Source organism: Umezawaea endophytica (genome assembly GCF_025061645.1).
In the GTDB taxonomy this organism is placed as follows: Bacteria; Actinomycetota; Actinomycetes; order Mycobacteriales; family Pseudonocardiaceae; genus Umezawaea; species Umezawaea endophytica.
The window spans coordinates 175,632-194,651 of record NZ_JANYMP010000009.1 but is presented as its reverse complement, the minus strand read 5'-3'; the positions used below and the strand labels follow the sequence as shown (position 1 = coordinate 194,651).

Sequence of the window (19,020 nt, the reverse complement as noted above, 5' to 3'; positions counted from 1 at the left end):
GCACGGGACGAATCGGCCCGCCGCGCGGGAGGACCCTGCCGCGAGCACCCCGCCGGACGCGGCATGATCGGCGGGGCCCAACTACCGGAGGAGCGGCATGACCGACAGCGCACCCGTCTCGGACCTGAACGGCTGGCGGCACCGGCCGTTCACCGCTGCGGGCATCACCCACGACTGCTTCGAGAAGGGCGAGGGCCCCGGCGTGGTGGTGCTGCCCGAGATCCCCGGCATCCACCCGGAGGTGCTGGGCTTCGCCGACCACCTGGTCGAGCAGGGGTTCACCGTGGTCCTGGTGTCGCTGTACGGCGTGCCCGGCAAGGAGGTCTCCACCGGCTACGGGCTGTCGTCGATGGCGAAGGTCTGCGTGTCCAAGGAGTTCCGCGCGCTCGCCGCGAACGCGCACCGCCCGGTCACCGACTACCTGCGCGCGGTGTCCCGCGACCTGGCCGCCCGCACGCCCGGCAAGGGCGTCGGCGTGATCGGCATGTGCTTCTCCGGCGGCTTCGCGCTCGCCGCAGCCGTCGACGACGTGGTGCTGGCACCGGTGATGAGCCAGCCGTCGGTGCCGTTCCCGATCGGCGCCACCCGCAAGCGCGACCTCGGGCTCTCGCCCGCCGAGGCCGACCGGATCGTCGCCCGCACCAGGGACGAGGGCCTGTGCGTGCTCGGGATGCGGTTCAGCGAGGACTTCATGGTCCCCGACGAGCGGTTCCAGCACCTGCGCGAACGGCTGGGCGACGCGTTCGAGGTGATCGAACTGGATTCCAAGCCGGGCAACGCGGGCGGGTTCTCGACCAAGGCTCACTCGGTCGTGACCGGCGAGGTGCGCGACCGGCCGGGCCACCCCGCGCTGGGCGCGCGGAACCGGGTCGTGGAGTTCTTCCGCGAGCGCCTCACGGTGTGCACCGCCGGCTGAACTTCGCCACAGGTCGAACCGAACCGCCCCGTCCGCCGTGAACGGATCGTCGGGGTGGACGGGTTCCGGGGGAGGAACAGCGATGGCGACGGGGTTGAGGTTCGCGTTACTGGGGCCGATCAGGGCGTGGCGGGGCGCCCAGGAGGTGAAGCTCGGGTCACCTCAGCAGCAGGTGGCGCTGTCGTTGCTCCTGCTGCGCGAGGGCAGGCCGGTGTCGGTCGACGAGATCGTCGACGCCGTGTGGGGCGAGGAGCCGCCACGAGGTGCGCGCGGCAGCGTGCGCACCTACGTGACCCGGTTGCGCCGCCTCCTCTCCCCCGCCGAAGACGGCCTGATCACCTCCATCGGGGGCGGCGGCTACACGATGTCGGTGGAAGCGGGCGCGGTCGACTGGAGCCGGTTCCGCACCCGTGTCGCGGCGGCCCGCGAAGCCCGTGCCCGCGGCGCCCTCCGGGCCGCGTCCGACCAGTTGCGGTCGGCGCACGAACTGTGGCGGGGCACGGCGCTCTGCGGGCTGCGCGGCGCGTTCGCCGAGGAGCAGCGGACCCGGTTGGACCACGCCAGGGCCATCGCGCTGGAGGAACGGCTGGAGATCGACCTGGCGCTGGGCAGGCACGCCTCGGTGAGCGTCGAACTGGCCGAGGCGGTCGCCGCGAGCCCGACGCGCGAGCGCTTGCGCGAGCTGCTGATGACCGCGCTGGTCGGCTCGGGCAGGCAGGCGGAAGCGCGTGTCGTGTACGACGAGGGCAAGCGGCTGCTCGTGGGCAGGTCCGCCACGCGTGCCGCGGGTGACCACCGGTCCGCCTGGTTCAGCGGCCACCGGTACCTGCCGTGCTAGACGTGCCGAGGTGTCGCGGCACCTGGTGAACATGTCAGCGTTCGCTGTACTGTTCGACGCATGCTGAAGTGTGAGACCCGAGCGGACGCGCTGGCCAGGCTCGGCAGGGCGCTGGCGGACCCGACCCGCTGCCGGATCCTCGTCGCACTGCTGGACGGCACGAACTACCCAGGCAGGCTCGCCGACGAACTGGGCCTGACCAGGTCGAACGTGTCCAACCACCTCGCGTGCCTGCGCGGCTGCGGCCTGGTCGTGGCGAGCTACGAAGGCCGCCAGGTGCGCTACGCGCTCGCCGACGAGCACCTGACCCGCGCACTGGGCGAACTCGCGAAGGTCGTCCTCGCCGTCGACCCGTGCGCCGACCACGTCCCGGCCGCCGTCCGGTGAGCGACGCCTGCTGTTCCCCCGTCGTGGTGCTCGAACCCGCGCGCCGGACCGCGCTGACCCGGCGGATCAGGCTGCTGGTCGGCGCGACCATCGCCTACAACGTGGTCGAGGCGGTCATCGCCCTCACGGCGGGCACGATCGCCTCGTCCACCGCCCTGATCGGCTTCGGCCTGGACTCGGTGATCGAGGTCGCCTCCGCCACGGCGGTCGCGTGGCAGTTCTCCGGCACCGACCCCGAAGCGCGGGAACGCACGGCGCTGAAGGTGATCGCGCTGTCGTTCTTCGCGCTCGCGGCCTACGTGACCGTCGAGTCCGCCCGTTCCCTGTTCTCCGGCGAGACCGCGTCGCACTCCACCGTCGGCATCGTGCTGGCCGCCGTGTCGCTGCTCGTCATGCCCGGCCTGTCGTACGCGCAACGCCGCGCGGGCCGCGAACTCGGATCGGCCAGCGCGGTCGCCGACTCCAAGCAGACCCTGCTGTGCACCTACCTGTCCGGGGTCCTCCTGGTCGGCCTGCTGCTCAACAGCCTGTTCGGCTGGTACTGGGCGGACCCGGCGGCGGCGCTGGTGATCGCCGCGGTCGCCGTCAAGGAGGGCCGCGAGGCCTGGCGCGGCGAGAACTGCTGCTAGAGCGTCGTGATCAGGCCGCCGTCGATGGTGAAGTCGGCGCCGGTCACGTTGCCCGCGCGGTCGCTGGCCAGCAACAGGACGAGGTCGGCGACCTCTTCGGGCTCGGTGAACCGCCCGGTCACCGCTTCGGAGGCCACCTTCTTCGCCACAGCGGCCGGGTCGCCGCCGGACGCGGACGCGACCGTCGCGGCGACGCCGCCCTCGCCGAGCCACAGCGCCGTGGCGACCGGGCCGGGGCTGATGCTGTTCACCCTGATCCCGCGCGGACCGAACTCCTTGGACAGCGACTTGGTGAAGTTCGCCAGCGCCGCCTTGGCCGCGCTGTAGTCCATGACCCCCGGATCGGGCAGGAACGCGTTGACCGAGCCGATCGTCACGATCCACCCGGCTCCGCGGTCCAGCAGGTGCGGCACCGCGGCGCGGGTGGTGCGGACCGCCGACAGGAGGTTCAGCTCCAGCGTCGCCGTCCAGTCCTCGTCGGTGATCGACAGGAACCCGCCGGTCCGCGGGCGCACCGCGCCGACGTTGTTCACCAGGACGTCGAGGCCGCCGAACCGCGACACGGCCTCGTCGACGAGCCTCGCGGGCCCGTCCGGCGTGCCGAGGTCGACCGCCACGGGGTGGACCAGGGGCGAGGGCTCGTCGTGCCACTCCCTGGCCCCGGCGACGACCTGGACCCCTTCCGCGGCCAGCGCCCGCGTGACCGCGAGCCCGATCCCCTTGCTGGCTCCGGTGACGACGGCGATCTTGCCGGCGAGGTGCAGGTCCATCGGTTTCCTCCAGGTGTCCGGCGGCAGACTCTCGTCCGATCCGACGACCGGCGCAAGCGGTAGGTTCGGTGACGTGCGCGTGGGAGAAGCCAGGGCCGCGGCCGTCGCGTGGGTGCGCGAGAACGGGGCCACCGCGTACTTCACCGGCTCGACGGTGGGGGTGCCGGACGACGCCGAGCTGCCCGTCGGGTCCGATGTGGACGTTGCCGTGGTGGTGGACGAGGCGGGGCCGAAGCCGGGCAAGTTCCTGTTCCGCGGTGCCCTGCTGGAGGTCACCCCCGTGACGTGGCAGGAGGTCCGGGACGCGCTCGGGTCGTACCACGTGGCGGGCGGGCTGCGGACGGACACGGTCATCGCCGACCCGACGGGTGCGCTGCGACCCCTGCAAGCGCTGGTGGAGCGGCACTTCGCCGACCCGGAGTGGGTGCGGCGGCGCTGCGGGGAGGCCAGGAACCGCGTGGAGCGGGGACTCCGCGGGATCGACCCCGCCGCGCCGTGGCCGCGGCGGGTGATGTCGTGGCTGTTCCCGACCGGCGTGACCACCCACGTGCTGCTGGTCGCGGCCCGGCGCAACCCGACCGTCCGCCTGCGCTACCTCAAGGTCCGACCGCTGGCGGGCGACCTGTACCCGGACCTGCTGGCCCACCTGGGGTGCGCCCACTGGACGCCGGAGCTGACTCGCCGCCACCTGGCCGCGCTGGCGACCACGTTCGACCGCACGGTCCCGGTGTCCCGCACCCCGTTCCCGTACAGCAGCGACATCACGGCGGCGGCCCGTCCGATCGCGATCGACGGCGGTCACGCGCTGGTCGACGCGGGCGACCACCGCGAGGCGGCGTTCTGGATCGCCGTCACGTTCTCCCGCTGCCACACGATCCTGGCCGCCGACGCCCCGGAGTTGCACCGCGAACTGGCCCCGGCGTTCGACGCCGTGCTCGCCGACCTCGGCGTCACCGGCGGCGCGGACCTCGCGGCGCGCGCCGAGCGGACCCTCGACCTCCTGCCCGCGGTGTGGGCGCGGGCCGAGGTGCTGATGTCAGCGACCGGGTGACTCCTCGGCCGCCGCGTCGATCTTCTCCAGCAGTTCCCGCAGTTGCTCCTGCTGCTCCGCCGACAGGGGCGCGAACAGCGACGCGGCGGCCTCGGTCCGCGCCTCCCGGAACTCCTCGCGGGTCCGCGCGCCGCGTTCGGTCAGCTCCAGCAGCATGGACCGGCGGTTGGCCGGGTCGACCCGGCGGCGCACCAGGTCGGCGTCCTCCAGCGCGTCGACCAGCGGCGTGACCGCGCGCGGGACGACGTGCAGGCGGTCGGCGAGGTCGACCATGCGCGGGGGCGTGTCGCCGTAGCGGGCGATCACCTCCAGCGCTCGGGACTGGGCCAGGGTGAAGCCGAGCGGGGCCAGGCGTTCGCCGTAGGCACGGCGGATCCGGCGGGCCTGGCGGAGGAACAGCTCACCCAGCCCACCTGCGGTTTCGTCCATCTTCACAAATCGAGAATAACAGAGGCACTTTCATTGTTACCATAGGTAAGAGTCAATCCCACGGAGGTGTCCTTGCCGACCACCACACCAGAGCACCCGGTGAGCGTTCGCCGCATCCTGGGCCTGTTCCGGCCCTACCGACTGCGCCTCGGCGTCGTCGCCCTGTTCGTCCTGCTGTCGTCCCTCGTGGCGGTGGCGTCCCCGTTCCTGCTGCGCGAGATCCTCGACGTGGCGATCCCGCAGGGGCGCGTCGGGCTGCTGACGCTGCTCGCGGGCGGCCTGATCGCCGTCGCCGTCGCGACCAGCGTGTTCAACGTGATCCAGACCTACGTGTCGACCGCCGTGGGCCAGGACGTGATGCACGACCTGCGCACGTCCGTCTACGACCACCTCCAGCGCATGTCGCTGGCGTTCTTCACCAAGACCCGCACCGGCGAGGTCCAGTCGCGCATCGCCAACGACATCGGCGGCATGCAGTCGACCGTCACGTCCACCGCGACCTCGCTGGTGTCGAACGTGACCACCGTCGTCGCGACCGTCGTCGCCATGACCGCACTCGACTGGCGGCTCACGATCGTGTCCCTCGCGCTGCTCCCCCTGTTCGTGTGGATCAGCCGCCGGGTGGGCACCGAGCGCAAGAAGATCACCGGCGAGCGCCAGCGGCAGCTCGCCACCATGTCCACGAACGTCCAGGAGTCGCTGTCGGTCAGCGGCGTCCTGCTCGGCCACACCATGGGCCGCACGGACTCGCTGACCACGTCGTTCGCCGAGGAGTCGGCCAAGCTGACCAAGCTGGAGGTCCGCGCGAGCATGGCGGGCCGCTGGCGGATGTCGACCGTCGGCATCGTCATGGCGGCCATGCCCGCGCTGATCTACTGGGCGGCGGGCGCGAGCGGCGCGCTGGGCGTGCCGATCGCGTCGCTGGGCACGCTGGTCGCGTTCGTGTCGTTGCAGCAGACCCTGTTCCGCCCGGCCGTGTCGCTGATCCAGACCGGCGTGGAGCTCCAGAGCTCGCTCGCGCTGTTCCAGCGGATCTTCGAGTACCTCGACCTGCCGGTGGACATCGAGCCGCCGGTGGAACCCGTGCCGCTCAAGGACGTCCGGGGCGAGGTGCGGTTCGAGGGCGTGTCGTTCGCCTACTCCGACGACCACCAGACGCTGTCCGGCATCGACGTCGTCGTCCCGCCGGGCACCAGCCTGGCCGTGGTCGGCGAGACCGGCTCGGGCAAGACGACGCTGAGCTACCTCGTGCCGCGCCTGTACGACGTGACCGCGGGCAGGGTGACCATCGACGGCGTCGACGTGCGCGACCTGGACTTCGCCACCCTGGCCGACGCGGTCGGCGTGGTGTCGCAGGAGACGTACCTGTTCCACGCGTCCATCGCGGACAACCTGCGCTTCGCGAAGCCGGACGCCACCGACGAGGAACTGGTGGCCGCGGCGCGGGCCGCGCAGATCCACCAGCACATCAGCGGCCTGCCGGAGGGCTACGACACCCTGGTCGGCGAACGCGGCTACCGGTTCTCCGGCGGCGAGAAGCAGCGGCTGGCCATCGCCCGCACGATCCTGCGCAACCCGCCGATCCTGGTGCTGGACGAGGCCACCAGCGCGCTGGACAACCAGACCGAACTGGCCGTCCAGGAAGCCATCGACGCGCTGTCCGAGGGCCGCACCACGATCACCATCGCGCACCGCCTGTCCACGATCCGCGACGCCGACCAGATCCTGGTCCTCGACCGCGGCCGGATCGCCGAACGCGGCACCCACGACGAGCTGCTGACCCTCAACGGCGAGTACGCGGCGCTGATCCGCCGCGACGGCACCCTCGAACCCGTCGGGTGAGGGGGCCGTCGTGCACCGGTGATCGGCGTGGTTGAAGATCGGGGCCATGAGCACCGTCCTGATCACCGGTTCGGCCGACGGCCTCGGGCTGATGGCCGCGAAGCTCCTGATCGACGAGGGTCACGAGGTCGTCCTGCACGGGCGGAACCCGCGGCGCGCGCAGGACGCGCTGGCCGCGGCCCCCGGCGCGGCGGGCGCGCTGCACGGCGACCTGTCGGTGGTCGCCGAGATCACCTCGGTCGCCGAGCAGGCCAACGCGCACGGCCCTTTCGACGCGGTGATCCACAACGCGGGCGTCTACCGGCTGCCGGAGCGCGTCGGGACGGAGGACGGCCTGTCGAAGGTGTTCGCCGTGAACGTGCTCGCGCCGTACCTGCTCACGGCGCTGGTCGAGCGCCCGGACCGACTGGTGTACCTGTCGTCCGGGATGCACCTGGACGGCGACCCCGACCTGGGCGACCTCCAGTGGACGCGCAGGCCGTGGAACGCCTCGCAGGCGTACTCGGACTCGAAGCTGCACGTCGTGGCGTTGGCGTTCGCCATCGCGCGGCGCTGGGCCGACGTGCGGTCCAACGCCGTGGACCCCGGTTGGGTAGCGACCAGGATGGGTGGGCCCGGCGCTCCGGACGACCTCGCGCAGGGGCCGGAAACCCAGGCGCGGCTGGCCGTGCACTCCCCCGCGAGCGGCGGCTACTACTACCACCAGATGCTGGGCGAGACCCATCCCGCCGCGTCGGACATCGAGGTGCAGGAGGGCCTGCTGGCCGTGTGCCGCGAGATCACCGGCGTGGAGCTGCCTACGTCGTGAGCTGGCCCAGCGCCAGCGCGAGGTGGTCGCCCATGGCCGCGCAGGCCCGGTCGGCGTCGCCGGAGCGGATGTCCTCCAGCAGCGCGCGGTGCGACACGGCCAGGTCCTGCGGGCCGGGGTACCAGCGGTGCAACTGCGCCAGGCAGAGCTGCATCTCCTCCTGGATCGCCGGGTAGAGCCGGGTCAGCCGGGGGCTGCCCGCCGCGTCGACGAGCGCGGTGTGGAACGCCGTGTGCGCCTCGACCCGGTCGCCCCACTCGGCCGTCTCCGGCAGGGCTTCCATGGCCGCCAGGCGCTGCTCGGCACCGTCGAGCGACAGGCCCTTCACCACGATCTCGCGCACCGCCTGGAGTTCCAGCGGTGTGCGGACGAAGAACAGGTCGCGCACGTCCTCCTCGGTCAGCACCGGCACGGTCAGCGACCGCCCGCCGGACGACCGCACGAGGTGACGGCTGACCAGCACCTGGAGCGCCGAGCGAACGGTCGGCCTGGCCACGCCGAACGCGCTCGCGAGCCCGGCCTCGGTCAGCGCCTCGCCGGGGCGGAGCTGGCCGCTGAGGATCCGCTTGCGCACCTCGGCCACGAGGGCGTCCCGCGTGCTCGTGGTCTGCAACGTGAGGCTCACCCGCCCAGCCTATCAGCCGGAGGGGTTTCGGATATACGGTATAACCGTATGACCCAATAGCTGGAAGGTGGACGTCGTGTCCCGCACCGCCGCGCTGAGCGCCGCCGCCGGAGGGGCCCTCCTGTGGGGCACCATCGGCCCGGTCGCCACCCTCTTCACCAGCGACGAACTGCTCCCGGCCGGCGGCGTCCGACTGGCCGTCGGCGCGGTGGCGCTCGTCGCGCTGGGCGGCCGACCGTTCAGCGGCCCGTGGCGCCGGAGGGACGTGGGACCGCTGCTCGCCGCCGCCGTCGGTCTGGCGGGCTTCCAGCTCTCCTACTTCGCCGCCGTCGACGTCGGCGGTGTCGCCGTGAGCACCGCGGTCGCCATCGGCCTCGCCCCCGTGCTCACCGGGCTGTGGACGGCCGTCACCGAACGCCGTCCGCCGTCCCGCTGGTGGCTCGCGGGCACCGCCGTGGCCGCCGTCGGGCTCGGCCTGCTCACGTTCGCGGGCGGCGCGACGGTCACGTTGTCCCCCACCGGACTCGCACTGTCCACAGTAGCCGCGACCTGCTTCAGCACCCAGGCGCTGGCGATCAGGCGGCTGACCGACCACCACCGCGACACCAGCGCGCTGGCCGCCATCTTCACCGTGTCGGCGCTGCTGCTCCTCCCGGTCACGCTCGCCACCGCGACCCCCACCCTGTTGTCCGGCCGGGCCGTGATGAGCCTGCTGTACCTGGGGATCGTCGCCGCGGGCATCTCCTACTGGCTCTTCGCGCACGGCATCCGCCACCTCGGCGCCCCCGCGGCCGTCACCATCAGCCTCCTGGAACCGGCGAGCGCCGCCGCCATCGCCGCGCTGGTCCTGCGCGAACCCGTCGGCCCCGCGCAGTGGCTCGGCATCGCGCTCATCTGCGGCGCCATCGTGCTGACCGCCCTCCCCGACTTCCACTCGAATGCCGAGCGGGACCACCTTGATAGCGGCCGGAACCCCGCGCACTCTGGATCGGCGGTGCGACGCTGGAGGAGGGGTTTGTCGTGATCCGGGAGTACTTCGTTCGTGGTGAGCGCAGGACGGTGGACGAGGTCGACGACCTGGTCGCCGTGCGGGTGGAGGGCGCGGTCGTCGCGGAGGCGCTGGCCGACGACGACGAGCTGAGCCCGTTCCGCGAGGCCCAGTGGGTGTTCGTGCCCGCCTCGGCGGCGTTGGCCCTGGAGAGCGCCGACGACGTGGGCCACCTGGTGCGGCGACCGAACGGGCGGCTCGGGATCGTGACGCGGCGGCTCACCGTGCAGGTGACCGAGGACCTGTCCGAGGAAGCGGCGGAGCAGGCGCTCGCCCGGCGCGGGCTGATCCTGGTGCGCCGCTTGCGCTTCGCGCCGAACCTGTTCGAGGTCGACACGACCGAGCACGCGGACTCGTTGGCCGCGTCGGTGGAGCTGAACGCCGATCCGCTGATCACCCTCGCGGAGCCCAGCCTCGTCGAGCACGTGCCGCAGCGCGCGGCACCCGGCGACCCGCGCTTCGCCGAGCAGTGGCAGTGGGCGAACACCGGGCAGGGCGGCGGCACGGCCGGGGCCGACGTGCGGGCGCCCGCCGCCTGGGAGAAGACGCGCGGCGCGGGCATCCGGGTCGCGGTGATCGACAACGGGTTCAACGCGAAGCACGAGGACCTGAAGGCCGGGGTCCACGCGGCTTCCGGGTTCTTCACCAGGGCGGGCGCGTTCACCGTCGGGGTCGTGGGGATGCCGAGCGGCGACCACGGCACGTTCTGCGCGGGCATGGTCGCGGCGCGGCGGAACAACCTGCTGGGCGGCACCGGCGCGGCGCCGGAGGCCGACCTGGTGCTGATCGCGTGCCTCGGCGACCAGGTCGGCACGCAGACGACGCTGGCCCGCGCGGTCGCCTACGCGGCCGACCCGTCGACCGAGGGCGGTGACGCGGCGGCGGGCGCGGACGTGCTGGTGTCGAGCCTCGGGCCGAACGGCGCGGACTGGGACCTGACCACCACCCTGGCGCTGGCGCTGGAGTTCGCCGCGACGAAGGGCCGCGGCGGGCGCGGTCTGGCGATCTTCTGGGCCGCCAGCAACGGGAACGACGTCGACGTGCTCAAGGACGAGGTCGTGTCGCACGCGGACGTGATCGCCGTGGTGCGGTCGACGCGCAAGGACCTGGAGGACAACGCCGCGCGCGGCCCGGAGGTCGAGCTGATCGCGCCGGGCGTGGACGTGGTGAGCACGACCGGGAGCGGCGGGTACGGCAAGAGCACCGGCACCAGCTTCGCCGCCCCGTGCGCGGCGGGCTGCGCGGCACTCGCGCTCGCGGTGAACCCGGCACTGACCCGCGACGCGCTGCGGAAGGTGATGCGCGACAGCGCGGACAAGGTCGGCGGGGTGCTCTACGACGCGAACGGCCACCACGACGACTACGGCTTCGGCCGCGTCAACGCCGCGAGGGCCGTGGAACTGGCGGCGAGCGCGGTGGGACCGTGACGCCCGACGAGCCGGTGTTCCGCGTGCGCGTCGAGGCCGCGACGCTGGACGACCTGCGGTCGGCGGTGGACGACCTGGAGCCGGACCTCGGCTGCCGGGCCGTGGCGCGGGCCGAGGGCGACGGGTTCGCGATCGACGTGTACCTGCCGGGGTCGCGGCTCGCGACGACCCGCTCGGCGACGGTGACCGTGCTGGCCGACGAGACCGAGAACGGCCTGGCGCGGCAGGCCGAGGTGGGACGGGACAACCGCTTCGCGGCCAGGGGCGAGGTCCCGCGCGGGCTGGGGCTCAAGGAGTAGCCGTGACGTACCTGAACCCGGCGGAGGTCGAGTCGGCGCTGGAGAACCTGGCCGCCGCCTACCCCAGCGCCACCGAGCTGATCACCTGCCCGAACCCGACCCACGAGGGCCGCACGACCCGCGTGCTGCGCGTCGGCACGCGGTCCGGTGTGGACGGTCTGCTCCTGCTGGGTGGCGTGCACGCCAGGGAATGGGTGCCGCCGGACGCGCTGGTGTCGCTGGCCGCGGACCTCCTGGAGGCCCACGGGCTGGGCACCGGCCTCGTCTACGGCGGGCAGCGGTACACCGCCGACGAGGTCCGCCACGTCGTGGAGGGCATGGCGGTGTACGTGTTCCCGTGCGTGAACCCGGACGGCCGCGCGCACAGCCAGACCGCGGACCCGCTGTGGCGCAAGAACCGCCGCCCCCACCCGAGGGGCGGCGGCTGCGTCGGTGTGGACGTCAACCGCAACTTCGACTTCCTCTGGGACCACACCGCCAAGTTCGCCCCGGACTCCCGCGTCGCCACGTCGGCGGACCCGTGCGACCGGCAGGTGTACCGCGGCCCGTCCGCGGCGTCCGAACCCGAGACGCGCAACGTCGTGTGGCTGCTGGACACCCGGCCGGACATCAGGGTGCTGGTGGACGTGCACAGCGCCGTCCCGGTCATCCTGCACGCCTGGGGCAGCGACGAGAACCAGTCGACGAGACCCGAGCAGACCTTCCTCGACCCGCGCTTCGACGGGTTGCGCGGACGACCGCGCGACAGCGCGTACGGCGAGTACATCACCCCGGCCGACCTGGGAGCGGTCAGCGCGCTGTCCCAGCGGATGCGCGACGCGGTCAAGGCCGTGCGCGGCGTCGACTACCCCGTGGAGCAGGCCTACGGCCTCTACCCGACCTCGGGGGCTAGCGACGACTACGCCTACAGCCGTCACTTCGCCGACCCGGCGAAGACCAAGGTCCACGGCTTCACGATCGAGTGCGGCCGCACCTTCCAGCCCTCGTGGGCCGAGGCGGAGCAGGTGATCCGCGAGGTCGGCTCCGCCGCGCTGGCGCTGGCCCTGGCCGTTCCGGCGGCTCCGCCGGGCTAGGATCGTCCGCACCTCGGCACCAGGGAGAGCGTGCGTTGACCAGCCCTTCAGACCCGGTGGGTCCGTTACCCGGCGGCACGAACCACAACGACGGGATCGTGAACGGCCCGTCCGTGCAGGCGGGATCGATCCACGGCGGCGTCCACTTCCACGCTGCCCCCGTCCCTCCGACCTACGTCCACCGGCCTCCCTACGCGCCCGGTCCGACCCACGTGCCCGTGCGGGCCCTCCCCTCACCCGCGAGCGCGTTCCTCCGCAAGTGGGGCGTGGTGCTGCTGGGGCCGATGCTGATCGCCGTGCCGATGGGCGGGGTCGTCGACGCCGTACTCGGGCCGCAGGTCCCGCTGGTGCGCGTCCTCGGCATCGCCGTCGCGCTGGGTGTCGCGTTCCTCGTGCTGTACGTCGTGGCGCAGTTCGCACCCGTCACGGTCGACGGCATCGTCGAGCGGTGCACCCCCAAGGCTCTGGCGGCGCTCCCCACGACCGCGCTGTGGTGGTGGCTGGTCGTCTTGGCCCTGCTCACCGCCACCGGGCTCAGCCGCGAACTGCCGCGCCCGGTGGGCGATCCCCGGTCCGTGGGGACGAGCGGCGCGCTGACGTTCCTGTTCGTCCTGATCATCATGGTGGTGTGCGTCCTGCTGCGCCGTCGGCGCTGACCGCCCGAGGTGGTCAGACCCGGCGGAACAGCCGGGCCGCGGGTCGGTCCGCCTCCTCGGGGACCACGCGGTACTTCCCGCGCACCGACAGCAGCACCGACGCGTCGAACACGAACTCCGGGTCAGCCACCGGGCCCGTGGCGAGCAGCCAGCCGCCGGGCTTGATGCAGCGCGCGGCGTTGGTCCCCACCGGGCCCGCGTGCAGCGACAGCAGCAGGTCCCAGCTCGCGGCGGGCAACGCGCCGAACACGCGGTCGTACTCGCCGCCGAGGAACCGGATGCGCGGCTCGCCCTCGTAGACCTTGTGCTGGTCGGCCAGGCGGATCGCGGACGCGGTGTCGGCGAACGCGGTCTGGGTGCGCTGGTCGGTGTCGACGTAGGTCACGTCCGGCCAGGTGTAGGACGGCGTCACGTCGAGCGAGCTGACCGGGTAGAGCACGCGCTTGGCGCCCGTGTGCGCGGCGACGACCGCGTACAGGCCGGTGCGGTCCGCGGCGGTGTCGAGGTGGTCGGTGAACGTCCGGGTGGACGGCGTGGCGCGGCGTGACACGGAGAGCTCCTGGTGCTTCGGGGATCGCCGGGCAGCGTAACGCGTACCACAGGTTGTTCAGGTTCGAACCAACAGGTACAGTGACCTAAATAGTTCAAATTTTAACAAGGGAGCCATCATGATCCGCATGCCGTCCCTCTACCTCTCGCACGGCGCGCCACCACTGGCGGACGACCCGGTCTGGCCCGAGCAGCTCGCCGCGTGGTCGGCGGACCTGCCAAGGCCGACGGCGATCCTGATGGTCTCCGCGCACTGGGAGGAGGCGCCGCTGACCGTGGGCGCGACGACCACCGTCCCGCTGTTCTACGACTTCTCCGGCTTCCCCGAGCACTACTACCGCGTCCGGTACGCGGCCCCCGGCGCGCCGGAACTGGCCGAGCGCGTCCGCAAGCTGCTGCGCACCCCGCAGACGCCCGTGCACCAGGACGAGACCCGCGGCCTCGACCACGGCGCGTACGTGCCGCTGGTGGAGATGTTCCCGGAGGCCGACGTGCCAGTGCTCCAGATCTCCATGCCGACCCTCGACCCGAACGAGCTGATGCTCATCGGCCGCAAGCTCGCGCCGCTGCGCGACGAGGGCGTGCTGATCGTCGGCAGCGGGTTCTTCACCCACAACCTCCGGGCGCTGAGCACGAGCGGCCGGGTCACGAGCGCGATGGCCGAGTTCGACGACTGGGGCAAGCGCGCGCTGGAGGCGCACGACCTGGACGCCCTGCTCGACTTCGAGCACAAGGCGCCCGCGGGGCGGCTGGCGCACCCGCGCACCGAGCACTTCGCGCCGCTGTTCGTGACGCTCGGCGCCGGGGCCGACGACCTGGAGTCGCAGCGGACCGTCATCGACGGCTTCTGGCTGGGCATGGCGAAGCGCTCGATCCAACTGGGCTGACGTACTGCTTCGAATTTGAACGATAAGGTAGGATCACGCCATGGCGGAAACCCCCACGACGGGACCACGGTGGCTCAACGAGGAGGAACTGGCGGCCTGGGAGGGGTACCTGGAGGTCAGCACGTTCCTCAACCGCCGCGTCGAGCAGCAGCTCAAGGACGACGCGGGCCTGTCGCACCCGCAGTACGAGGTGCTGGCCCGGCTGTCCGCCGCGCCCGGCGGTGAACTCCGGATGACCGAGCTGGCGGGCGCCGCGCTCACGTCCAAGAGCGGCCTGACCTACCAGGTGGCCCAGTTGGAGAAGACCGGCCTGGTCCGCCGCCGCTCCTGCGAGTCCGACGAGCGCGGCATCATCGCCTGCCTCACCGAGGCGGGCTGGCAGAAGCTCCGCGAGTCGGCACCCGGCCACGCCGCCCTCGTCCGCGACCTGTTCCTGGACGGCTTGACCGGCGAGCAGTTCACCGCCTTCGCCGACGCCGTCGAGGCGATCCGCCTGCGCCTGCGAGCGGAGTAGCCCGCGGCGGTCGCGGGGGGCGCCGAATTGTCCCGAGCCGCCGCCGCGGCGCCGACCGTAGTCGTCGGGCAGCCGTCCGAGAAGTCCCGCGGTGAAAGTGTGGTCGAACGGGAGACCATCGTTGTCCGAACGCGCACTCGGGCCCGGTGGAAACCACACCTCGAAGCGATCCGGCATGACTTTGTCGGCACCGGTCCAGTTCTTTAGCAAACCGAACAACAGCTCGCCCGACCCGCTGAACAGCCGTTCCACATTCTTGCGGTCATTCGTTATTCCCCGAAACGACCGACCGACAACAAGATGTGTGCCTCGTAACAACGGCCGCGTCCTCCCCGGTCCGAGCAGGTGGCCGGTGTATGTTCCGTGCACGCCGTTCCGCGTTTCTCGGAACACGTATTCCCATTCGGCGAATTGTTGCCAACCACCGTCATCTCACCGCGGGGAGCAAAGATGACCTCACGCCACACCCACCACGTGCTGACAGCGCGGAATGCCGGGGAGCCCGCCGAATTCTCGGCCAGCCACCCCGGCTACGAGCTGACCCGCGGTCTGGACCGGTTGCGCCGCACGGAGTACGCGTACCTCGACGAGCAGAACCACCTGTACCTGGACTACGCGGGCTCCGGCCTGGCGGCGACGTCGCAGCACGAGGCCCACCAGCGCCGGATGCTCGGCAGCCTGCCCGGCAGCCCGAGCACGAGCGCGCCCGCCGTCGACCGCGCCCGCCACGCCGTGCTCCGCCACCTCAACGCGTCGCCGCACGAGTACACCGTCGTGTTCACCGCGAACGCCTCCGCGGCGGCCAGGCTCGTCGGCGAGCGGTACCCGTTCGGCAGGCACGGCAGGCTCGTCCTCACCTCGGACAACCACGAGTCGGTCAGCGGTGTGCGCGAGTTCGCCGCGACCACCACGGTGATCGCGACCCAGCGCCCCGATCTGCGGATCTCCACCAGCACCGTCCTCTCCGCACTCGGCCGCAAGCGCCCGGACCGCAGGCGCGGCCTGTTCGCGTTCCCCGCGCAGAGCGGGTTCACCGGCGTGCAGCACCCGCTGGGCTGGATCGACATCGCCCGCGAACGCGGCTACGACGTGCTGCTCGACGCGGCCGCGTACCTGCCGACGAACACCCTCGACCTGAGCATGGTGCACCCGGACTTCGTCACGGTGAGCTGGTACAAGGTGTTCGGCTACCCGACCGGTGTCGGCTGCCTGGTCGTGCGCCGCGAAGCCCTGTCCCGCCTCGGTTCCGCGCTGGAGGACAGCAGCCTCAACTTCCTGTCCATCCCGGACGTGGAGGTCGGGCTGGCCCTGCTGGCCGACACCGGCGTCGAACTCATCTCCCGCCGCGTCCGCTACCTGACCGGCTGGTTCCTCGACCGCCTCACCACCCTGCGCCACGGCAACGGCCTCCCCATGGTCCGCGTCTACGGTCCGACCACGACGGTCGCCAGGGGCGGCATCGTCAGCTTCAACTTCCTCGACCCGACGGGCGCGGTGATCGACGTCCGCACCGTCGCCGAGGAGGCCGCGTCGGCGGGGATCTCCCTGCGCACCGGCGACTACGGCAACCCCGGCGCGGGCACCAACGTGGCCGAGCTGTGCCCGAGGTCGATGCGGGCGCTGCTCAAGCACGGGACGCGGCACGTCGGCGAGTCGCTCGACGTGGCCGGGCTGCCCAGCGGCGGGACCGTGCGGGTGTCGTTCGGGGCGCCGTCGGCGGTGCGGGACGTGGAGCGCTTCATCGCGTTCGCCGAGCGGCACTTCGAGGACCGGTTCGCGGGCGAGCCCGCATAGGGGCGACGCCGGTGGATCAAGGTGTCCTTGGGCGCGAGACGTGGGTCTTCACCGCCTCGGCGAAAATTCTCGAAGTTTTCCGCACGGCGATGTCGATCGGCGTCGAGCCCGTTCGACGTAGGAGCAGAAGGCCGGCAACGGACCGGCCCCACTCACCGGAGGCTCACGATGTCCAGCACCACCGCTCCCGCCACCCGCTCCTCCGCCAAGCCGCTGATCGTCGCCGGACTGGTCGCCGCGGCCGTCGCCTCGGTCGCCACCGCGGCCGTCGCCGCCGCGGGCGACCTCGCCGGGATCAGCCTGGACGTCAGCGGTGCGCCGATCCCGGTGCCGGGGTTCGCCACGCTGACGGCCGTCTTCTCGTTGCTGGGCCTCGCGCTGGCGCTGGGGTTCAAGCGCTGGACTCGTCGACCGCGGTCGGTGTTCGTCCGCACCACGGTCGCGCTCACCGCGCTGTCACTGGTGCCGGACGTGCTCGCGGACGCCGCCACGGCCACGAAGGCGCTGCTGATGGTGACGCACCTGGTCGCCGCCGCGATCGTGATCCCGGCCATCGCCCGCAGGCTCCCGGCCTGAGCTACCGCTGCACCAGTCCGTTGAGGTGCGCGTAGACGACCGCGTGGACGCGGTCGCGCAGGCCGAGCTTCGCGAGGATGCGGGAGACGTGGGTCTTCACGGTCTCGTCCCCCACGTGGAGCTCGGCCGCGATCTCCGCGTTCGTGTACGCCGCCGCGACCAGCAGCAGCACCTCGTTCTCGCGCGCGGTCAACTGGTCCAGCCCCGGCGCGGACGCGGCGGGCGCGATGCTGCGGGCGAAGCGGGCGACCAGCCGCTGCGTGACGGACGGGTCGATGAGGGCGTCACCGCGCGCGGCCACGCGGATCGCGCCGATCAGCTCCTCCGGCGGCAGGCTCTTCAGCAGGAAGCCGCTGGCGCCCGCGTTGAGGGCGCGGTACACGTACTCGTCGCTGTCGTACGTGGTGAGCACGACGACCTTCGTGCGGTTGTCCGGCGCGGCGAGGATGGCCTCGGTGGCGCTCAGGCCGTCGAGCTTGGGCATCCGGATGTCGAGCACGGCGACGTCCGGGCGGAGGCGGGCGACCTCGGCGACGGCGGCGCGGCCGTCGGCGACCTCGGCCACGCAGTCGAGGTCGGGCTGGGTGTCGAGGATGGCGCGCATGCCCGAGCGGAGCATGGCGTGGTCGTCGGCGAGCAGGACGCTCAGCATGGTGGCGAGGGCTCCAGTGGGAAGGCGACGGCGGTGCGCCACGTGCGTCCGTCGGGTTCCAGGCCGCAGGTGGTGACGCCGTCGAACAGGCGGGCGCGGTTGCGGATGCCCTCCAGGCCCCTGCGGTGGCCCTCGGCGCGGGCGCCGACGAGCGCGGGCACCCGGTTGGTGGTGCTCAGCGCGAGCGAGTCGTGCCGGAACGCCAGTTCCACGTCCACGCCCGACGGGTCGCCGTGGCGCAGCGCGTTGGTCAGCATCTCCTGCACGATCCGGTAGAGCGTGATGCCCAGCGACTCCGGCAGTTCGCGCGGCGCGCCGGACGTCGTGAGCCTGGCCGGTATCCCGGCGGAGCGCACGCCCTCGAACAGCTCGTCGAGGTTGTCCAGGCCCGGTTGCCGCGCGCTGTCGGAGTTGTCGCCGTGCAGCAGGTCGAGCAGGTGCCGCAGGTCGACCATGGCGGCGCGGCTGGCGGTCTCGACGGCGCTCAACGACGCGGCGAGCGGTGTTTTCCCCTGGTCCAGCCCCAACCGGGCCGCGCCCGCGTGCAGGTTGATGGCGCTCACGTGGTGGGCGATCACGTCGTGCAGGTCTCGGGCGATGGCGCTGCGCTCGGCCGCTATGGCCTTCGCCAGCCCTTCCTCCGCGTCGCGCCTCTCGAGTTCCGAACGCTGGTCCAGCTCGGCGATGTACGCCCGCCGCGCGGTCGTGTAGCGGCCGACCAGCCAGGGCAGGACGGCACCGCTGACCACCTCGACCGGCAGCAGCCGCAGGTCGTTCACCAGCCGCACCTCGCCCGTGCTCAGCGCGAAGTGGGCCGCCACCATCCCCGCCGACAGGGCGCCGAGCGCGGCGAACGCGGGCACGCCCACCAGCCACGCGCCGGCCCGGTAGCCCGCGATCATCATGCCCGCCTCGTTGGCGCAGAACTTCAACGGCCGGTCCAGCAGCAGCGGTATCCCGACCCGCACCAGCGCGTGCCCGACGGCCACGACGCCCGACAGCCGCGCGGGTCCCGCGAGCGCGGCGTCGACGACGACGATCGCGAGCAGCCCCAGCACGGCGGTGCCGGTCATCGGCATCGGCGCCTTGAACAAGTACACGAACACGTCGGTGAACAGGCACGCCATCGCCACGAGCAGCGACTGCCGGGTCAACGACACCCTGGGATCACCCGCGCGCTTCCACATCCCCCTCACCGCACCGATCTTCCGCTCTCGGCGGCCGTCGCGAGTCCCCCTCAAGGGGGATCC

22 protein-coding genes are annotated in these 19,020 nt (G+C 72.4%); 16 read left to right on the top strand and 6 right to left on the bottom strand.

The window, feature by feature from the left end; genetic code table 11:
- Positions 1-97: 97 nt before the first annotated feature.
- From NZH93_RS20740 to NZH93_RS20725, 4 genes are all read left to right on the top strand, one after another.
- Positions 98-916: a dienelactone hydrolase family protein gene (locus NZH93_RS20740; protein ID WP_259624799.1), complete on the top strand. Its 819-nt coding sequence runs from the start codon at positions 98-100 to the stop codon at positions 914-916.
- 82 nt (positions 917-998) lie between these two features.
- Complete coding sequence (locus NZH93_RS20735) at positions 999-1,754, top strand: AfsR/SARP family transcriptional regulator (protein WP_259624798.1); 756 nt, start codon at positions 999-1,001, stop codon at positions 1,752-1,754.
- Between the two features lie 60 nt (positions 1,755-1,814).
- Positions 1,815-2,141, top strand: a complete 327-nt coding sequence (gene cmtR, locus NZH93_RS20730) for a Cd(II)/Pb(II)-sensing metalloregulatory transcriptional regulator CmtR (RefSeq protein WP_259624797.1) — start codon at positions 1,815-1,817, stop codon at positions 2,139-2,141.
- Positions 2,138-2,770, top strand: coding sequence for a cation efflux transmembrane domain-containing protein (locus tag NZH93_RS20725; RefSeq protein ID WP_259624858.1), 633 nt, complete (start codon positions 2,138-2,140; stop codon positions 2,768-2,770). The genes cmtR and NZH93_RS20725 overlap by 4 nt, the downstream gene beginning before the upstream one ends.
- Here the strand turns inward: NZH93_RS20725 and NZH93_RS20720 are convergent.
- Complete coding sequence (locus tag NZH93_RS20720; RefSeq protein WP_259624796.1) at positions 2,767-3,540, bottom strand: oxidoreductase; 774 nt, start codon at positions 3,538-3,540, stop codon at positions 2,767-2,769. The two genes, NZH93_RS20725 and NZH93_RS20720, sit on opposite strands and share 4 nt — an antisense overlap.
- 73 nt (positions 3,541-3,613) lie before the next feature.
- Between NZH93_RS20720 and NZH93_RS20715 the strand changes: the two genes are divergently transcribed.
- Entirely contained in the window at positions 3,614-4,591 is a 978-nt protein-coding gene (locus NZH93_RS20715) for a hypothetical protein (RefSeq protein WP_259624795.1), read from the top strand.
- On the opposite strand, the gene NZH93_RS20710 is transcribed toward NZH93_RS20715, so the two are convergent.
- Entirely contained in the window at positions 4,577-5,020 is a 444-nt protein-coding gene (locus NZH93_RS20710) for a MarR family winged helix-turn-helix transcriptional regulator (protein WP_259624794.1), read from the bottom strand. The genes NZH93_RS20715 and NZH93_RS20710 overlap by 15 nt on opposite strands.
- A 66-nt stretch (positions 5,021-5,086) precedes the next feature.
- Here NZH93_RS20710 and NZH93_RS20705 point away from each other — a divergent pair, with 66 nt between their 5' ends.
- A complete protein-coding gene (locus NZH93_RS20705) occupies positions 5,087-6,862 on the top strand; it encodes an ABC transporter ATP-binding protein (protein ID WP_259624793.1) in 1,776 nt (591 codons plus the stop codon).
- Between the two features lie 46 nt (positions 6,863-6,908).
- A complete protein-coding gene (locus tag NZH93_RS20700; RefSeq protein ID WP_259624792.1) occupies positions 6,909-7,670 on the top strand; it encodes an SDR family NAD(P)-dependent oxidoreductase in 762 nt (253 codons plus the stop codon).
- Here NZH93_RS20700 and NZH93_RS20695 read toward each other — a convergent pair.
- Positions 7,660-8,295 carry a GntR family transcriptional regulator gene (locus tag NZH93_RS20695; protein WP_259624791.1) on the bottom strand — a complete coding sequence of 212 codons (636 nt, stop codon included), beginning with the start codon at positions 8,293-8,295 and terminating at the stop codon, positions 7,660-7,662. The genes NZH93_RS20700 and NZH93_RS20695 overlap by 11 nt on opposite strands.
- 76 nt (positions 8,296-8,371) lie before the next feature.
- On the opposite strand from NZH93_RS20695, the gene NZH93_RS20690 reads away from it, so the two are divergent.
- From NZH93_RS20690 to NZH93_RS20670, 5 genes are read left to right on the top strand one after another with little or no spacing between them, the layout of a single operon-like run.
- The gene (locus tag NZH93_RS20690) at positions 8,372-9,319 is read left to right on the top strand and encodes an EamA family transporter (protein WP_259624790.1); all 948 of its coding nucleotides are present in this window, start codon (positions 8,372-8,374) and stop codon (positions 9,317-9,319) included.
- Positions 9,316-10,770: a S8 family peptidase gene (locus tag NZH93_RS20685; protein ID WP_259624789.1), complete on the top strand. Its 1,455-nt coding sequence runs from the start codon at positions 9,316-9,318 to the stop codon at positions 10,768-10,770. Before NZH93_RS20690 ends, NZH93_RS20685 begins: the two co-directional genes overlap by 4 nt.
- The gene (locus NZH93_RS20680; protein WP_259624788.1) at positions 10,767-11,069 is read left to right on the top strand and encodes a hypothetical protein; all 303 of its coding nucleotides are present in this window, start codon (positions 10,767-10,769) and stop codon (positions 11,067-11,069) included. The genes NZH93_RS20685 and NZH93_RS20680 overlap by 4 nt, the downstream gene beginning before the upstream one ends.
- Positions 11,070-11,071: 2 nt before the next feature.
- Complete coding sequence (locus NZH93_RS20675; protein WP_259624787.1) at positions 11,072-12,142, top strand: M14 family metallopeptidase; 1,071 nt, start codon at positions 11,072-11,074, stop codon at positions 12,140-12,142.
- Between the two features lie 35 nt (positions 12,143-12,177).
- Positions 12,178-12,798 carry a hypothetical protein gene (locus tag NZH93_RS20670; RefSeq protein ID WP_259624786.1) on the top strand — a complete coding sequence of 207 codons (621 nt, stop codon included), beginning with the start codon at positions 12,178-12,180 and terminating at the stop codon, positions 12,796-12,798.
- A 13-nt stretch (positions 12,799-12,811) separates the two neighbouring features.
- Here the strand turns inward: NZH93_RS20670 and NZH93_RS20665 are convergent, their stop codons facing one another.
- Complete coding sequence (locus tag NZH93_RS20665; RefSeq protein WP_259624785.1) at positions 12,812-13,348, bottom strand: hypothetical protein; 537 nt, start codon at positions 13,346-13,348, stop codon at positions 12,812-12,814.
- Between the two features lie 118 nt (positions 13,349-13,466).
- Here NZH93_RS20665 and NZH93_RS20660 point away from each other — a divergent pair, with 118 nt between their 5' ends.
- From NZH93_RS20660 to NZH93_RS20645, 4 genes are all read left to right on the top strand, one after another.
- The gene (locus NZH93_RS20660; protein WP_259624784.1) at positions 13,467-14,234 is read left to right on the top strand and encodes a dioxygenase family protein; all 768 of its coding nucleotides are present in this window, start codon (positions 13,467-13,469) and stop codon (positions 14,232-14,234) included.
- Positions 14,235-14,274: 40 nt separating this feature from the next.
- Complete coding sequence (locus NZH93_RS20655) at positions 14,275-14,748, top strand: MarR family winged helix-turn-helix transcriptional regulator (RefSeq protein WP_259624783.1); 474 nt, start codon at positions 14,275-14,277, stop codon at positions 14,746-14,748.
- Positions 14,749-15,198: 450 nt separating this feature from the next.
- The gene (locus NZH93_RS20650; RefSeq protein ID WP_259624782.1) at positions 15,199-16,542 is read left to right on the top strand and encodes an aminotransferase class V-fold PLP-dependent enzyme; all 1,344 of its coding nucleotides are present in this window, start codon (positions 15,199-15,201) and stop codon (positions 16,540-16,542) included.
- Between the two features lie 168 nt (positions 16,543-16,710).
- Positions 16,711-17,118 (top strand): DUF6069 family protein, encoded by a 408-nt coding sequence (locus NZH93_RS20645; RefSeq protein ID WP_259624781.1) that lies wholly within the window; start codon positions 16,711-16,713, stop codon positions 17,116-17,118.
- Position 17,119: 1 nt separating this feature from the next.
- Here NZH93_RS20645 and NZH93_RS20640 read toward each other — a convergent pair whose 3' ends face one another.
- The gene (locus tag NZH93_RS20640; protein WP_259624780.1) at positions 17,120-17,770 is read right to left on the bottom strand and encodes a response regulator; all 651 of its coding nucleotides are present in this window, start codon (positions 17,768-17,770) and stop codon (positions 17,120-17,122) included.
- Positions 17,764-18,957 carry a sensor histidine kinase gene (locus tag NZH93_RS20635; protein WP_259624779.1) on the bottom strand — a complete coding sequence of 398 codons (1,194 nt, stop codon included), beginning with the start codon at positions 18,955-18,957 and terminating at the stop codon, positions 17,764-17,766. Before NZH93_RS20635 ends, NZH93_RS20640 begins: the two co-directional genes overlap by 7 nt.
- Positions 18,958-19,020 lie beyond the last annotated feature (63 nt).

Bases quoted from the DNA above. Each gene is read 5' to 3' on its own strand.
- NZH93_RS20740 (WP_259624799.1), top strand. From the start codon at position 98: ATGACCGACAGCGCACCCGTCTCGGACCTGAACGGCTGGCGGCACCGG.
- NZH93_RS20735 (WP_259624798.1), top strand. From the start codon at position 999: ATGGCGACGGGGTTGAGGTTCGCGTTACTGGGGCCGATCAGGGCGTGG.
- cmtR (WP_259624797.1), top strand. From the start codon at position 1,815: ATGCTGAAGTGTGAGACCCGAGCGGACGCGCTGGCCAGGCTCGGCAGG.
- NZH93_RS20720 (WP_259624796.1), bottom strand. From the start codon at position 3,540: ATGGACCTGCACCTCGCCGGCAAGATCGCCGTCGTCACCGGAGCCAGC.
- NZH93_RS20710 (WP_259624794.1), bottom strand. From the start codon at position 5,020: ATGGACGAAACCGCAGGTGGGCTGGGTGAGCTGTTCCTCCGCCAGGCC.
- NZH93_RS20700 (WP_259624792.1), top strand. From the start codon at position 6,909: ATGAGCACCGTCCTGATCACCGGTTCGGCCGACGGCCTCGGGCTGATG.
- NZH93_RS20660 (WP_259624784.1), top strand. From the start codon at position 13,467: ATGATCCGCATGCCGTCCCTCTACCTCTCGCACGGCGCGCCACCACTG.
- NZH93_RS20655 (WP_259624783.1), top strand. From the start codon at position 14,275: ATGGCGGAAACCCCCACGACGGGACCACGGTGGCTCAACGAGGAGGAA.
- NZH93_RS20650 (WP_259624782.1), top strand. From the start codon at position 15,199: ATGACCTCACGCCACACCCACCACGTGCTGACAGCGCGGAATGCCGGG.
- NZH93_RS20645 (WP_259624781.1), top strand. From the start codon at position 16,711: ATGTCCAGCACCACCGCTCCCGCCACCCGCTCCTCCGCCAAGCCGCTG.
- NZH93_RS20640 (WP_259624780.1), bottom strand. From the start codon at position 17,770: ATGCTGAGCGTCCTGCTCGCCGACGACCACGCCATGCTCCGCTCGGGC.
- NZH93_RS20635 (WP_259624779.1), bottom strand. From the start codon at position 18,957: ATGTGGAAGCGCGCGGGTGATCCCAGGGTGTCGTTGACCCGGCAGTCG.